The 15,327-nt window shown below is 55.0% G+C and carries 16 protein-coding genes and 1 other annotated feature; of the genes, 7 read left to right on the top strand and 9 right to left on the bottom strand.

From position 1 onward, the window contains the following. Nucleotides 1-38: 38 nt before the first annotated feature. From ymiC to topA, 5 genes are all read right to left on the bottom strand, one after another. Entirely contained in the window at nucleotides 39-137 is a 99-nt protein-coding gene (ymiC, locus tag DAI21_RS23250; RefSeq protein ID WP_331251887.1) for a small membrane protein YmiC, read from the bottom strand. 133 nt (nucleotides 138-270) lie between these two features. Beyond that, on the bottom strand, nucleotides 271-429 hold the full coding sequence (locus tag DAI21_RS23075) for a hypothetical protein (protein ID WP_164971785.1): 159 nt from the start codon (nucleotides 427-429) through the stop codon (nucleotides 271-273). Nucleotides 430-443: 14 nt separating this feature from the next. After that, entirely contained in the window at nucleotides 444-584 is a 141-nt protein-coding gene (locus DAI21_RS14765) for a YmiA family putative membrane protein (RefSeq protein WP_213015984.1), read from the bottom strand. A 336-nt stretch (nucleotides 585-920) separates the two neighbouring features. Further along, nucleotides 921-1,895 carry an HTH-type transcriptional regulator CysB gene (gene cysB, locus DAI21_RS14760; RefSeq protein ID WP_095282217.1) on the bottom strand — a complete coding sequence of 325 codons (975 nt, stop codon included), beginning with the start codon at nucleotides 1,893-1,895 and terminating at the stop codon, nucleotides 921-923. Between the two features lie 184 nt (nucleotides 1,896-2,079). Further along, complete coding sequence (gene topA, locus DAI21_RS14750) at nucleotides 2,080-4,677, bottom strand: type I DNA topoisomerase (protein WP_107703449.1); 2,598 nt, start codon at nucleotides 4,675-4,677, stop codon at nucleotides 2,080-2,082. Between the two features lie 399 nt (nucleotides 4,678-5,076). Between topA and DAI21_RS14745 the strand changes: the two genes are divergently transcribed. Continuing rightward, on the top strand, nucleotides 5,077-5,328 hold the full coding sequence (locus tag DAI21_RS14745; RefSeq protein WP_100779968.1) for a YciN family protein: 252 nt from the start codon (nucleotides 5,077-5,079) through the stop codon (nucleotides 5,326-5,328). A gap of 34 nt (nucleotides 5,329-5,362) precedes the next feature. On the opposite strand, the gene sohB is transcribed toward DAI21_RS14745, so the two are convergent. Further along, entirely contained in the window at nucleotides 5,363-6,406 is a 1,044-nt protein-coding gene (gene sohB / locus DAI21_RS14740) for a protease SohB (RefSeq protein ID WP_107703448.1), read from the bottom strand. Between the two features lie 254 nt (nucleotides 6,407-6,660). On the opposite strand from sohB, the gene DAI21_RS14735 reads away from it, so the two are divergent. Beyond that, a complete protein-coding gene (locus DAI21_RS14735; protein WP_100779966.1) occupies nucleotides 6,661-7,422 on the top strand; it encodes a YciK family oxidoreductase in 762 nt (253 codons plus the stop codon). Further along, nucleotides 7,419-8,009: a cob(I)yrinic acid a,c-diamide adenosyltransferase gene (gene cobO / locus DAI21_RS14730; protein ID WP_100779965.1), complete on the top strand. Its 591-nt coding sequence runs from the start codon at nucleotides 7,419-7,421 to the stop codon at nucleotides 8,007-8,009. The genes DAI21_RS14735 and cobO overlap by 4 nt, the downstream gene beginning before the upstream one ends. Before the next feature lie 33 nt (nucleotides 8,010-8,042). On the opposite strand, the gene rluB is transcribed toward cobO, so the two are convergent. From rluB to rnm, 3 genes are all read right to left on the bottom strand, one after another. Then, the gene (gene rluB / locus DAI21_RS14725; RefSeq protein ID WP_100779964.1) at nucleotides 8,043-8,918 is read right to left on the bottom strand and encodes a 23S rRNA pseudouridine(2605) synthase RluB; all 876 of its coding nucleotides are present in this window, start codon (nucleotides 8,916-8,918) and stop codon (nucleotides 8,043-8,045) included. Between the two features lie 99 nt (nucleotides 8,919-9,017). Continuing rightward, nucleotides 9,018-9,638: an L-threonylcarbamoyladenylate synthase gene (locus tag DAI21_RS14720; protein WP_095282224.1), complete on the bottom strand. Its 621-nt coding sequence runs from the start codon at nucleotides 9,636-9,638 to the stop codon at nucleotides 9,018-9,020. After that, nucleotides 9,635-10,519, bottom strand: coding sequence for an RNase AM (gene rnm, locus DAI21_RS14715; protein WP_107703447.1), 885 nt, complete (start codon nucleotides 10,517-10,519; stop codon nucleotides 9,635-9,637). Before rnm ends, DAI21_RS14720 begins: the two co-directional genes overlap by 4 nt. Nucleotides 10,520-10,657: 138 nt before the next feature. Here rnm and trpL point away from each other — a divergent pair, with 138 nt between their 5' ends. From trpL to trpCF, 4 genes are all read left to right on the top strand, one after another. Then, nucleotides 10,658-10,702, top strand: coding sequence for a trp operon leader peptide (gene trpL, locus DAI21_RS23495; protein WP_107704263.1), 45 nt, complete (start codon nucleotides 10,658-10,660; stop codon nucleotides 10,700-10,702). Next, nucleotides 10,679-10,773: a sequence feature (Trp leader region), on the top strand. Its footprint overlaps the gene before it by 24 nt. 25 nt (nucleotides 10,774-10,798) lie before the next feature. After that, entirely contained in the window at nucleotides 10,799-12,361 is a 1,563-nt protein-coding gene (locus DAI21_RS14705) for an anthranilate synthase component 1 (RefSeq protein ID WP_107703446.1), read from the top strand. Then, a complete protein-coding gene (gene trpD, locus DAI21_RS14700; RefSeq protein ID WP_100779962.1) occupies nucleotides 12,361-13,956 on the top strand; it encodes a bifunctional anthranilate synthase glutamate amidotransferase component TrpG/anthranilate phosphoribosyltransferase TrpD in 1,596 nt (531 codons plus the stop codon). Before DAI21_RS14705 ends, trpD begins: the two co-directional genes overlap by 1 nt. After that, nucleotides 13,957-15,318 carry a bifunctional indole-3-glycerol-phosphate synthase TrpC/phosphoribosylanthranilate isomerase TrpF gene (trpCF, locus tag DAI21_RS14695; protein ID WP_199908226.1) on the top strand — a complete coding sequence of 454 codons (1,362 nt, stop codon included), beginning with the start codon at nucleotides 13,957-13,959 and terminating at the stop codon, nucleotides 15,316-15,318. The last annotated feature ends 9 nt before the right edge of the window (nucleotides 15,319-15,327 follow it).

Genomic DNA, 15,327 nt, shown 5'->3' with positions numbered 1-15,327 from the left:
TGAAAACAAAAAACCTCGCCGGAGCGAGGTTTTGCTATTTAGTTTAAGGCCAGCCAGATTAGCTGCGCCCAGAACAGGACGGATACGGTAAAAGCCCCCATCCAGGACCAGTATTTCATGTTTTGTAGGGTATTCATCATCTGACACCAGGCTTTATATTTCTGTGGTAACTTGGGGTACTCCCCGTTCTTTATTGCTGATGTGTATTTATTAAAGAGTACAAGAGTACACGGTTCTCACCTGATATTCGCAGGCTAACCGTATTATCAATTATTGTTTTTTGGGTTCGTCTTCTGCGAACGTATCAATAAAGGCTTGCTGCTGTGCGGAGAGCTTCCAGGATGCCGGAACGACTGTTACAGGCTCTTTACGTGCTTTATGGCCGTTGTCACCTGGCTGACACATCTTTTTAACCGGTTCAGTACGCATGTGAACTGCCATCGCTATCCCCAATATTTCCAGACCAGTAACGCTACCACCACCCAGAACAGGGCGGAGCCAAGAAATACCGCCAGCCAGGCTTTACGCTTAAGCGCTGGGTCCCTTTGCGGATCTTCACTTCCTGACGGCATTGCTAACCTCATACAATCGACTTCGCTTATCATTTCGATACCAAACAATCGGTACAAGTAATCATGAGTTGAGATAAATCCTAAAGAAACTTTAGTCGAAAAGCCAGTGAATTTACGATCGTTTCCAGGGAATTAATTAATCTTTTGACCAGAAATAAATAATTGAAACGAGGAATTTGCGTAGCGGGAATTTACTTTCTACTTTTGTCGCAAATTTGCGACAGTTTAACCCTAAACTTATAACGTTTATGCGGTTATATGCGGCAGAGAATGGGGATGATGATAATTCTAATTTAGCTTTAAGACATTATTTCGGTATCTTTCCGGAAGGAAAGATACCGGGTGTGATTATTTTTCCGGAAGCTTAATGTCCTGGAACATCGCTTCAATATCTTCATTCGAGCGTAACGCTACCGCGGTATCCACCACATCACGGGTTAAGTGTGGCGCGAAGCGTTGAATGAAATCATACATATAGCTTCGCAGGAAGGTGCTGCGACGGAAACCGATTTTGGTGGTGCTGTGGCTAAAGACATCATGGGCGTCGAGGCGTACCAGATCCGGGTCAGAGACCGGGTCTACGGCCATACTCGCAATCACTCCCACGCCTAATCCCAGACGCACATAAGTCTTGATAACGTCGGCGTCGGTTGCGGTGAAAACGATGCGCGGCGTCAGCCCTGCACGATTAAACGCGGTGTCGAGCTCAGAACGTCCGGTAAAGCCAAAGGTGTAAGTCACCAGCGGGTACTGTGCCAGCTCTTCAATAGTGACCGATCCCTTTCCTGCCAGCGGATGTTCCGGCGTGACCACAATCGAACGATTCCAGTGGTAGCACGGCAACATCACCAGATCGTCATAGAGGTGCAGCGCTTCGGTTGCAATCGCAAAGTCGGCATTACCTTTTGAGACCGCTTCCGCGATTTGCGTCGGCGAGCCCTGATGCATATGCAGCGAGACGCGCGGGTAACGCTCGATAAAGCCCTTAATCACCCCTGGCAGCGCGTAACGTGCCTGCGTATGGGTGGTGGCGATATAAAGTGAGCCTTTATCGGGCCAGGTGTGTTCCCCGGCAACGGATTTAATTGCATCAACCTTCGACAGCACTTCGCGGGCGATACGAATAATCTCCTGACCGGCCGGAGTGACCTGCGTCAGATGCTTACCGCTGCGGGCAAAAATCTGAATACCCAGTTCATCTTCCAGCATACGCACCTGCTTACTGATGCCGGGCTGAGACGTATAGAGACCTTCTGCGGTCGAAGAGACGTTAAGGTTGTGGTTGACCACCTCAACGATATAACGAAGCTGTTGTAGTTTCATGCCTGACCATCCGATTTAGCGCACAGGGATAATCGCTTAAGACGATTTAATAATAAGAAAGGGGCTAACTATAACCACTATATCATTTATAGCCCGAGTGTATAGTACGGAACAAAAAATAATAACGACCAATAAAAAAGGGCCGGAAGTCCGGCCCTTTCAGGTAAGTCACAGGAAGAAAAGATTATTTCTTGCCTTCAACCCATTTACCATCCACGAAGAATGCAGACCAGCCGGTCGCTTTACCCTCTTTCTCGGCAGCGACGTACTGCTGCTTTGTTTTACGGCTAAAGCGGACAACGGTTTTATTGCCTTCCGGATCCTGCTGCGGCGCATCGGCCAGATAACGCAGTTTCTCTGGCAGACGGTCGCGGAAGCGGTACAGCTCTTCCACCAGCGGCGCACGGGTTTCACGCGATTTCGGGAAGGTGTTGGCGGCGAGGAACACGCCCGCAGCACCGTCACGCAGCACGAAGTATGCGTCAGACTTTTCACACGGCAGTTCTGGCAACGGAACCGGATCTTCCTTAGGAGGAGCCACTTCGCCGTTACGCAAAATCTTACGCGTGTTCTTACATTCGTCGTTGGTACACGCCATGTACTTACCGAAACGCCCCATTTTCAGGTGCATTTCAGAACCACACTTCTCGCACTCCACAATCGGGCCGTCATAGCCTTTGATGCGGAACTCGCCCTCTTCGATTTCGTAGCCATCGCAGGTCGGGTTGTTACCACAGACATGCAATTTACGCTTCGGATCGATCAGGTAGCTGTCCATCGCCGTGCCGCATTTCTGGCAACGGCGTTTCGCACGCAACGCGTTGGTTTCTGCATCGTCACCTTCCAGCACGTTGAGAACTTCGTTCTCAGGCACCAGGTTGATGGTAGTTTTGCAGCGCTCTTTCGGCGTTAAGGCATAGCCAGAACAGCCGAGGAACACGCCGGTAGTCGCGGTACGGATACCCATTTGGCGGCTACAGGTCGGGCATTCGATGCTGGTCAGGACCATCTGGTTCGGCTGCATTCCGCCCTCTTCTGGCGCTTTTTCAGCTTTCTCCAGTTGTTGGGTGAAATCGCCGAAGAAGCTGTCGAGCACCTTCTTCCATTCAGCCTGATGATTAGCCACCTGGTCGAGGCGGTCTTCCATCTGCGCGGTGAAATCGTAGTTCATCAGCTCGCGGAAGTTATCTTCCAGACGATCTGTCACGATCTCACCCATTTTTTCAGCGTAGAAACGACGGTTCTCAGCGCGAACGTAGCCACGATCCTGAATGGTCGAGATGATCGACGCATAGGTGGACGGGCGGCCGATACCGCGTTTTTCCAGCTCTTTCACCAGTGACGCTTCGCTGAAACGCGCAGGCGGCTTGGTAAAGTGCTGGGTCGGGATCAGTTCCGTCAGCGTAAGCTCATCGCCCTTGTTCACGGCTGGCAGCGTACGATCTTCATCACCTTTACGCAGTGCTGGCATGACTTTCGTCCAGCCGTCAAAGCGCAGGATACGGCCGCGCGCTTTCAGACGGAAATCGCCTGCGCCTACGGTCAGTGTTGTAGAGTCGTATTTCGCCGGGTTCATCTGGCAGGCCACGAACTGACGCCAGATCAGCTGATACAGTTTCTGGGCATCGGTTTCCATGTCTTTCAGGGCTTCGGATTCGACAGCCACATCGGACGGACGGATCGCTTCGTGCGCTTCCTGAGAGTTTTCTTTGCTCGCATACTGGATAGCGCTTTCCGGCAGGTATTTCTTGCCGAAATTATCGCTAATGTAGTCGCGCACCATGCTTACGGCGTCCTGGCTCAGGTTCGTTGAGTCGGTACGCATATAAGTGATGTAACCCGCTTCATACAAGCGCTGCGCCATCATCATGGTTTTCTTCACGCCAAAGCCCAGACGCGTACTGGCCGCCTGCTGAAGCGTGGAGGTAATGAAAGGCGCGCCCGGTTTGCTGCTCGTCGGTTTGTCTTCACGATCCAGCACCTGATAACGGGCTTTTTCCAGCAGCGCAACCGCCGCCATGGTTTGATCGCGATTAACCGGACGGAACGGTTTGTCTTTTTCGTGGGTCACCTGCAGCGGCAGTGCATCGCCGCCCGGCGTTGCGACATTCGCGTCGATTTCCCAGAACTCTTCCGGCACAAACGCTTTGATTTCGCGCTCACGTTCGACGACCAGACGCACCGCTACGGACTGAACACGTCCAGCGGAAAGGCCACGCGCGATTTTCTTCCACAGCAGTGGCGAAACCATGTAGCCCACCACGCGGTCCATAAAACGACGCGCCTGTTGAGCGTTTACACGATCGATATTCAGTTCGCCCGGCTTTTCAAACGCCTGACGAATCGCATTCTTTGTAATCTCGTTAAACACGACACGGCTGTATCGTGATTCATCACCACCAATGATTTCCCGCAGGTGCCATGCAATGGCTTCCCCTTCGCGGTCAAGGTCGGTTGCGAGATAGATGTGGTCAGCTTTTTCGGCGAGCTGCTTCAGCTCATTAACGACTTTCTCTTTGCCGGGCAGCACTTCGTACTGTGCTTCCCACTCGTGCCAGGGATCGACACCCATACGGTTGACGAGCGCGCTACGTTCATCCTTTTTAGGCTTCTTAGCCCCTTTGGTGGAGGTAGAGTCTGCGCTCTTTTTACTGGCTGAGCCACTGGTCGGCAAATCGCGGATGTGACCAACACTGGATTTAACCACATAGTCATTACCCAGATACTTATTGATCGTTTTGGCTTTTGCCGGGGACTCAACGATGACGAGAGCTTTACCCATATTCACCTTTACCTAATTTAATTCTTCCAGGAATACGCCGCATGTTGATTTCCCTTCCGCTGGCGACGCGTTGTTGATATTGCGACGACGCCAGGGGATATCAACCCCTTTCTTCCTACCGGACAACAGCAGAACCTGTCCAGGTGATTGAGTTATCGGGCATTTCACTCTTATCAAAATGACTATGCGACGAGCTTTCGGTCGAATGTCAAGCAATTCTGTTGCCAGAATGACGAAAGCGCACACTCTACCTGATAAAATCTGTTACGCAACTTTATTAGCATGCAAAAGCAAATCGTGCCAGCTTTGCACCAGGCACGTAGCCCCGCGAAAAACAGGGAAAATTTGCCCAGGGTGCGCGTCCGGCGTAGACTATTGCCACTGTTTAAGGAGTGGAATATGCAGCAAAATACCCAACCTATCGATCGTGAGACTTTGCTTGTCGAAGCCAACAAACTGATTCGTGAACACGAAGATACCCTGGCCGGTATCGAAGCCACCGGTGTTGAGCAACGTAACGGCGTGCTGGTGTTCAGCGGCGAATACTATCTCGATGAGCAAGGGTTACCCACCCCTAAGAGCACGGCGGTATTTAACATGTTTAAATACCTGGCCCATGCGCTCTCAGAGAAATATCACTTGGTCGATTAACGCGAAACGCGAGGCAAATGCCTCGCGTTTTTGTTTACAGCAGCGGTTTTTGTCCGCGTTGTAGCCAACGCAACAGCAAGCGGTCCGCGCTCTCGGCGGCGCTGTTTGTGAAGCGGTCGAGCATTCTCTTACGTTGAGTATAGCGTACGCCCACCAGCTCACGGCCCTCCATCAGGCTCAACAGCAGGTCATCGCTGGTACCCACTTCATCTACCAGCCCTTTTTCCTGTGCCTGAAGGCCATACCAGTGTTCACCGGTCGCTACCTGCTCGATGTCCAGCGACGGACGCATCCGTTTAACGAAGTCCTTAAACAGATGATGCGTTTCGTTGAGATCTTCTCGGAATTTCTGTCGTCCCTCTTCCGTGTTCTCGCCCAGCAGGGTCAGGGTGCGCTTATACTGCCCGGCGGTGTGCAGCTCGATGTCGATCTCTTTATTTTTTAAAAAACGATTAAAGTTAGGGATCTGCGCCACCACCCCGATCGAGCCGAGAATAGCGAAGGGTGCGGCCACGATCTTATCGGCCACACAGGCCATCATATAGCCACCGCTGGCCGCGACTTTATCCACTGCAACCGTCAGCGGAATCTGTTTTTCACGCAGACGCTGGAGCTGTGAAGCGGCCAGACCGTAACCATGCACCACTCCACCCGGGCTTTCGAGGCGCAGAACGACCTGGTCCTGAGGTTTTGCGACCGCCAGTACCGCCGTGACCTCTTCGCGAAGTGAAGTAACTTCATGGGCATCCATACTGCCTTTAAAATCCAGCACATAGACCCGTGGTTTCGTTGTTTCCTGATGATGCTGTTTCGCCTTCGCTTTTGCCGCTTTGGCTTCAAGCTTTAACTTTTTCTTTTGCGCCTTATGCCACTGTTTCTGCTGATGTCCATCCAGCAATGCCACCGACATGTCTTCCTGCATCTCCTTATACTGCTCGCTTAAGCGGGTAATGCGCAGTTCACCACGCTGACGCTTACGCTGCGTCAGGTTCACGATCAGCACTGCAATCACCGCTATAGCGATCACCATTGTCGCGATTTTGGCCAAAAACAGACCGTACTCAGAAAGTAATTCCACGTGTTCCACCTTGATTTAACCACGAATCTTTCACGACCAGTGTACAACAGCCTTTGCCAGGCGTCTCGCATACGACAATACCGTTGCGAGGCGCTTTCCAGAATGTCTTCTTGTGGCTGAAATCGTTGCAAATTGTTAATTCAGAAGCCTTCTCTCCTGTAGACTGATTGAAATCACCCGCCGTTTCGGGCATAAAGCCAAAAAGTGAAAGAAAAGCAGGCGCCGCAGGCCCGTCATGCGCCACAGGAGTATTCGTGCACTATCAACCACAAAAAGATCTACTGCAAAACCGCATCATCCTGGTGACCGGTGCCAGCGACGGCATTGGCCGCGAAGCGGCACTCACCTACTCCCGCCACGGCGCACAGGTAGTGCTACTCGGTCGGAATGAAGAAAAGCTACGCCGCGTGGCGCAAGAGATGAGTGATGCCAGCGGAGAGACGCCGCGCTGGTATATCCTCGATTTACTAACCTGTACGCCGGACTCCTGCGCGGAGCTTGCACAGCGTATCGCCGCGCACTATCCGCGCCTGGACGGTGTGCTGCACAATGCCGGTCTGCTCGGAGAAGTGCGCCCGATGGATGAGCAGGACCCGCAGATCTGGCAGCAGGTGATGCAGGTTAACGTTAACGGCACCTTTTTCCTCACCCAGGCGCTGCTTCCTTTATTACTCAAATCTGAATCCGGATCGCTGGTATTCACCTCGTCGAGCGTCGGGCGTCAGGGGCGAGCCAACTGGGGCGCTTACGCCGCGTCGAAGTTTGCCACCGAAGGGATGATGCAGGTGCTGGCCGAGGAGTATCAGACCCGCCATCTGCGCGTCAACTGCATTAATCCAGGCGGCACGCGCACAGGCATGCGCGCCAGCGCGTTCCCCACGGAAGATCCGCAAAAGCTCAAAACCCCCGCCGAGATTATGCCGCTCTATCTGTGGCTGATGGGCGACGACAGCCGCCGTAAAACCGGTATGACATTTGATGCCCAGCCGGGCCGTAAGCCAGGGATTTCGCAATGAGTGAAGAACGCCATCAGCAGCGCCAGCAGCGTCTGAAAGAGCAGGTCGATGCCCGAGTCGCCGCCGCGCAGGAAGAACGCGGCATTGTTATCGTCTTTACCGGCAACGGAAAAGGCAAAACCACGGCAGCCTTTGGCACCGCCACGCGCGCTGTCGGCCACGGTCAGAAAGTGGGTGTGATTCAGTTTATTAAAGGCGAATGGCCAAACGGTGAGCGTAATCTGCTGGAGCCGCACGGCGTGGAATTTCAGGTAATGGCGACCGGTTTTACCTGGGACACGCAAAACCGTGAAAGCGATACCGCCGCCTGCCTCGCCGTGTGGGAACACGCAAAACGGATGCTGGCCGATCCGACGCTGAATATGGTCCTGCTCGATGAGATTACCTACATGGTGGCGTATGACTATCTGCCGCTGGAAGAGGTGCTGGACGCGTTGAAAAATCGCCCTGTCCACCAGACGGTCATTGTGACCGGACGCGGCTGCCATCGGGATATTCTGGAACTGGCCGATACGGTCAGTGAACTGCGCCCGGTCAAACATGCGTTTGACGCCGGAATAAAAGCGCAAATCGGTATCGACTACTAGAAAAGAAAAACCCGGCAGCCGCCGGGTTTATTTTTAGCCGTTATTGTTACGGCTGCCAGAGCGGCGAGAGGTGCTCACCTGGCTGTGGCGTTTCACCGCGCGACGAATCTGATTCGCTTTCACGCGACGACGATCTTTTTCAACCGCCACTTTGGTCGTGGTTTCTGGCTGCAGTTCCACCAGTTCACGCAGGTAGTTTGTCTGGGTCAAATCCAGCTCGGTGTAACCACCGCGCGGAATCCCCTTCGGCAGCAGAATGTCACCGTAGCGCACGCGAATCAGACGACTCACCTGCACGCCAACCGCTTCCCACAGACGACGAACCTCACGGTTACGACCTTCCGTCAGCGTGACGTTATACCACTGGTTGATCCCTTCACCACCGGTGAATTTAATGGTTTTGAACGCCGCAGGACCATCTTCAAGCTGAACGCCGCGCGACAGGTCACGCAGTTTATTTTCATCAACCTGGCCGAATACACGTACAGCGTATTCACGTTCCACTTCACGGCTTGGGTGCATCAGGCGGTTCGCCAGTTCACCGTCGGTGGTGAACAGCAGCAGACCGCAGGTGTTCACATCCAGACGGCCTACCGCAATCCAGCGCGCGCCGCGCAGTTTTGGCAGACGGTCAAAGACGGTTGGGCGGCCTTCCGGGTCGTTACGTGTACACAGCTCGCCTTCCGGCTTGTAGTAAGCCAGCACGCGGCAAATCTGTTCGGCAGACTCTTTCACGGAGATCACATGACCGTCGAGACGGATCTTCATCCCCGGAACGACTTCAACGCGGTCACCCAGCTTGGCAATTTTGCCGTCAACGCTGACGCGACCCGCTTCGATAATCGTTTCGATTTCACGGCGTGAACCGTGGCCAGCACGCGCCAGCACTTTCTGTAATTTTTCGCTCATTGAGCATCCTTCAGGTGTCGCCTTCACAGGCGTCGAATTAGGGTCAAAATAGCGGTCTACCGCTGTTTTGATGGCCGCGTAGTATAGCCGCTTATACCTTTACAAGAAAGGCTTTACGTCACCCACGCCTTCACGAATCACTTCTGGTGCATCTTCCGTCAAATCAACGACCGTCGTCGGTTGCTGGCCGAGGTAGCCACCGTGAATGATCAGGTCTACCTGTTTCTCAAGACGGTCTTTGATCTCCTCCGGGTCGGACTCAGTGAAATCGCTGCCCGGCAGCATCAGGGAGGTCGACAGCATCGGTTCGCCGAGGGTCTCAAGCAACATTTGCGCAATCGGGTTCGACGGCACGCGCATCCCGATCGTTTTGCGTTTTTCCTGCAACAGACGGCGCGGCACTTCCTTGGTCCCTTTCAGAATAAAAGTATAGTTGCCCGGCGTGTTATTTTTGATTAAACGGAAAGCGACGTTGTCTACGTAGGCGTAGGTCGAGATTTCCGAAAGATCGCGGCACATCAGGGTAAAGTTATGCCCGTCCGGCAGATGACGGATGCGGCAAATGCGCTCCATCGCCCCTTTGTCTTCGATTTTGCAGCCCAGCGCATAGCCGGAATCGGTCGGGTAGACAATCACACCGCCCTTGCGAACGATCTCAACCGCCTGATTGATCAGGCGCGCCTGCGGGTTATCCGGGTGAATATAGAAAAATTGACTCATGCTTCCCTCTCTTCAATATGTTGCTGCGGCTGCTCCCAAAGTGCCCAGACGGGTTCCACGCCTGCGGGTAACCAGAGCTTACGCCCCAGCTCAATCCATGCACAAGGCTGATGGAAATCCGAGCCTTGCGACGCAAGCAGACCATACTGACGCGCATAGGTCGCCAGCTGACTGCGCTCATTGGGTGCCTGCTGGCACTGGGAAACTTCCATCGCTTCTCCACCCTGTTCGGCGAAGTGCGCCAGCAGTCTTTTCAGCCACTTAGCCGAAAGGTTATACCGCCCTGGATGGGCCAGCACCGCCTTGCCGCCAGAATGATGAATGACATCAATAGCTTGTTTTATTGTACACCACTGTGGAGGAACGTAACCGGTTTTACCGCGTGCCAGATATTTTTTGAAGACATCGGCAAAATTGTTCGCTTTACCCGCTTCGACCAGAAAACGGGCGAAGTGGCCGCGCGTCACGGCACCGCCATTAGCCAGGCGTTGTGCCCCTTCCAGCGCGCCGGGAATCTGCGCTTTCTCCAGCCGCTCGCCAATCAGTTCCGCGCGTTGATTGCGGCGCGCTTTCTGCTCTTCGAGGAACGCACACAGGGCCGGATGTTCGATATCAATATTCAGGCCGACAATATGAATTTCGTGATTTTCCCAGACCGTGGAGATTTCTACGCCGGATACCAGCGTCAAGGGCAGCGCACTGCGGGCAATCTCCGCGCGTGCCGCCGGAATGGCGTCCGTGGTGTCGTGATCGGTTATTGCCAGCGTACCTACACGCATTTCTACCGCGCGGTGAACCAGCGCTTCGGGCGTCAGCAGGCCATCAGAGGCCTGGGTGTGGCTGTGTAAATCATAAATCACGGCGTATTTTGTCTCGCTCAAAGCGGTTTCCATCACAGGTTTGTCGTATAACAGAGGGCTATGATAACGGCTTAAGCGCAAATTCTGAAATCAGGGGTTGACAATACGCCATCGAACTAGTTAACTAGTACGCAAGTTCACTCAAGAAGGTATCTGAAAATGAAAGCACATTTCTCTCTGCACGGTTGGTGGCGCACTTCCTGATCCTCGGGCAGTGTCACTCGTCTGCAAATTGCAAACAGATACCAGGCCCGCCACGATGCGGGCTTTTTTATGAACAGAATTAATGAGAACAACAATATGCAAACCGCTAAAACACACCTTGAGTTGCTGACCTGCGAAGCCGTGTATCGCCACAACCCTACCGCCTTATTCCACCAGGTGTGCGGTGCACGCCCGGCCACCCTGCTGCTCGAGTCTGCTGACATCGACAGCAAAGACGATCTGAAAAGCCTGCTGCTGGTTGATAGCGCACTGCGCATTACCGCATTAGGTGACACCGTCACTATTAAAGCACTGTCTGAGAACGGTGCCGCCCTGCTCCCGCTGCTTGATGCGGCGCTGCCTGCGGGTATCGAAAACGAACAGCGCCCGGAAACACGCATTTTGCATTTCCCGCCGGTCAGCCAGCTGCTGGACGAAGACGCACGTCTCTGCTCCCTCTCCGTGTTTGACGCCTTCCGCCTGCTGCAAAACCTGGTCGAAGTGCCAGAGAATGAGCGCGAAGCGATGTTCTTCGGCGGGCTGTTTGCCTATGACCTGGTGGCCGGTTTCGAAGACCTGCCTGAAACCGAACAAGGCAACCGCTGCCCGGATTACTGCTTCTATCTGGCGGAAACGCTGATGGTGATTGACCATCAGAAAAAGTACACCCGCATTCAGGCGAGCCTGTTCACCCCTTCGGTTTCGGAAAAACAGCGTCTGGCGCAGCGTATCGAACAGCTTCAGCAGCAGATGACCGAAGAGCCGACGGCGCTGCCGGTCCAGCGTATCGATCATATGCAGTGTGAAACGAACCAGACAGATGACCAGTACGGTGCCGTTGTACGTCAGATGCAGAAAGCAATTCGCGCCGGTGAGATTTTCCAGGTGGTGCCATCGCGCCGTTTCTCGCTGCCGTGCCCGTCTCCGCTGGCCGCGTATGACGTGCTGAAGAAGAGCAACCCAAGCCCGTACATGTTCTTTATGCAGGACAACGATTTCACCCTGTTCGGGGCGTCGCCAGAAAGTTCGCTGAAATATGACGCGCCTAGCCGCCAGATTGAAATTTACCCGATTGCCGGCACACGTCCGCGCGGTCGCCGTGCGGATGGCTCCTTAGATCGCGATCTCGACAGCCGCATTGAGCTTGAGATGCGTACGGATCATAAAGAGTTATCCGAACACCTGATGCTGGTCGACCTGGCCCGTAACGATCTGGCGCGCATTTGTACGCCAGGCACTCGTTATGTCGCGGATCTGACTAAAGTCGACCGTTACTCCTTCGTGATGCACCTGGTGTCCCGTGTGGTTGGCGAGCTGCGCCATGACCTCGACGCGCTGCACGCCTATCGTGCCTGCATGAATATGGGCACCCTGAGCGGCGCGCCGAAAGTCCGTGCAATGCAGCTGATTGCCGGAGCCGAAGGCCGTCGTCGCGGCAGCTACGGTGGTGCCGTGGGGTACTTCACCGCGCACGGCGATCTGGACACCTGTATCGTCATCCGCTCCGCCTACGTGGAAGATGGCATTGCCACCGTCCAGGCAGGCGCAGGCATTGTTCTCGATTCTGTTCCGCAGTCTGAAGCTGACGAAACTCGCAGTAAAGCTCGCGCGGTATTGCGCGCCATTGCCACCGCACACCACGCACAGGAGATTTTCTGATGGCTGACATTCTGCTGCTCGATAATATCGACTCCTTTACCTACAACCTGGCAGACCAGCTGCGTGCAAACGGGCACAACGTGGTGATTTACCGCAATCATGTTCCGGCGCAAACCCTGATTGAGCGCCTGGAAACCATGCAAAACCCGGTGCTGATGCTATCTCCAGGCCCGGGTGCGCCGAGCGAAGCGGGCTGTATGCCTGAGCTGCTGACCCGTATGCGCGGCAAACTGCCGATTATCGGCATCTGCCTTGGGCACCAGGCGATTGTGGAAGCATACGGCGGATACGTCGGCCAGGCGGGTGAAATTCTGCACGGTAAAGCCTCCAGCATTGAACACGACGGCCAGGCGATGTTTGCCGGGCTGCCAAACCCGCTGCCGGTCGCGCGCTATCACTCGCTGGTAGGTAGCAATATTCCAGCTGGGCTGACGATCAACGCCTCTTTTGAAGGAATGGTCATGGCCGTGCGTCACGACGCCGATCGCGTCTGCGGCCTGCAGTTCCACCCGGAATCGATTCTGACCTCAAACGGTGCACGCCTGCTGGAGCAGACCCTCAACTGGGCGCTGCAGAAGCTGGAGCAAACCAACACGCTGCAGCCGATTCTGGAAAAACTCTATCAGGCCCAGACGATGACCCAGCAGGAGAGCCACCAGCTTTTCTCTGCGGTGGTTCGCGGTGAACTGAAGCCCGAACAGCTGGCCGCCGCGCTGGTCAGCATGAAAGTGCGCGGTGAGCAGCCACAGGAAATTGCCGGTGCGGCGACCGCCCTGCTGGAAAACGCCGCCCCGTTCCCGCGTCCGGATTATGCGTTCGCGGATATCGTCGGCACCGGCGGTGACGGCAGCAACAGCATTAATATCTCCACCGCCAGCGCCTTCGTGGCGGCGGCCTGCGGCATGAAAGTGGCGAAACACGGCAACCGCAGCGTCTCCAGCCGCTCAGGCTCTTCCGATCTGCTGGCCGCGTTCGGAATTAATCTCGACATGAACGCTGAACGCTCCCGTGAAGCGCTGGACGATCTGGGTGTCTGCTTCCTGTTTGCGCCGAAATATCACACCGGTTTCCGCCACGCGATGCCGGTCCGTCAGCAGCTGAAAACCCGCACCCTGTTTAACGTGCTGGGGCCGTTGATCAACCCGGCGCATCCGCCGCTGGCTTTGATTGGCGTCTACAGCCCGGAACTGGTACTGCCGATTGCGGAAACCCTGCGCGTGCTGGGCTATCAGCGTGCGGCCGTGGTTCACAGCGGCGGAATGGATGAAGTGTCGCTCCATGCGCCAACGCTGGTTGCCGAGCTGCGCGACGGCGAAATTCAGAGCTATCAGCTGGACGCTGCCGACTTTGGCCTGACGCCCTATCATCAGGAACAGCTGGCAGGCGGCACCCCGGAAGAAAACCGTGACATTCTGACACGCTTGCTACAAGGTAAAGGTGAAGCCGCCCATGAGGCCGCTGTCGCCGCCAATGTCGCGATGTTGATGCGTTTGCACGGCGAAGAAGACTTACAGGCTAACGCACAAAAAGTCATGGCCGTATTGCGCTCCGGCGCAGCTTACGACCGCGTTACCGCACTTGCGGCAAGAGGGTAAATGATGCAGACCGTTTTAGCGAAAATCGTCGCCGATAAGGCCATCTGGGTAGAAGCGCGCAAAGAGCAGCAGCCACTGGCCAGTTTCCAGAATGACGTGGTTCCCAGCCAGCGCCGTTTTTATGATGCCCTGCAGGGCGCGCGCACCGCGTTTATCCTGGAGTGCAAAAAGGCCTCGCCATCGAAAGGCGTGATCCGCGACGACTTCGATCCCGCGCGTATTGCCGGGGTCTACAAACACCATGCGTCAGCCATTTCGGTGCTGACGGATGAGAAATATTTCCAGGGCAGTTTTGATTTTCTGCCGATTGTCAGCCAGATCGCCCCGCAGCCGATTCTTTGCAAAGACTTCATTATTGATGCGTACCAAATCTGGCTCGCGCGTTTTTATCAGGCCGATGCCTGCCTGCTGATGCTCTCCGTGCTGGATGACGAGCAGTATCGCCAGCTGGCCGCCGTCGCCCACAGCCTGAATATGGGTGTGCTGACGGAAGTGAGCAACGAAGAGGAGCTGGAACGCGCCATTGCGCTGAAAGCCAAAGTCGTCGGCATCAATAACCGCGACCTGCGCGATCTCTCCATCGACCTGAACCGCACGCGCCAGTTAGCGCCACGTCTCGGGGCTGGCGTCACCGTTATCAGCGAATCGGGCATCAATACTTACGCCCAGGTTCGTGAGCTGAGCCATTTCGCAAACGGCTTTTTGATTGGCTCGGCGCTGATGTCTCACGACGATTTGAATGCCGCCGTCCGCCGCGTGCTGTTAGGTGAGAACAAAGTCTGCGGGCTGACGCGCCCTCAGGACGCCGCCGCCGCCCTCGAGGCGGGTGCCGTCTACGGCGGGCTGATTTTTGTCGACTCGTCTGCGCGAGTGGTAACGGAAGATCAGGCCCGCGAGGTGATTGCCGCTGCACCGCTAAGCTATGTTGGCGTGTTCCGCGATGCGCCAGTTTCGGAGGTCGCCGCCAAAGCTGAAAACTTATCGCTGGCTGCTGTGCAGCTGCACGGCAACGAAGATCAAGCGTACATCAATGAGCTTCGCCAGGCACTGGCACCGCAGGTGCAAATCTGGAAAGCGCAAAGCGTGAGCGACACGCTGCCTCCCCGCAATCTCCAGCATGTCGATAAATATGTGCTGGACAACGGCCAGGGCGGAACCGGCGTTCGCTTCGACTGGTCCCTGCTGAACGGTGAGAAGCTGGACAACGTCCTGCTGGCGGGTGGATTAAGCCCTGATAACTGCGTAGAAGCCGCGAAAGCAGGCTGTGCGGGTCTCGATTTCAATTCTGGCGTGGAGTCTCAGCCGGGTATCAAAGATGCCAGTAAGCTGGCCTCGGTATTCAAGACGCTGCGTGCATATTAAGGAAGAGCA

This window comes from Lelliottia sp. WB101 (genome assembly GCF_003051885.1).
Taxonomy (GTDB): Bacteria; Pseudomonadota; Gammaproteobacteria; order Enterobacterales; family Enterobacteriaceae; genus Enterobacter; species Enterobacter nimipressuralis.
Note: the sequence above shows the minus strand (reverse complement) of the source record. Positions and strands in the feature narration are given on the sequence as shown.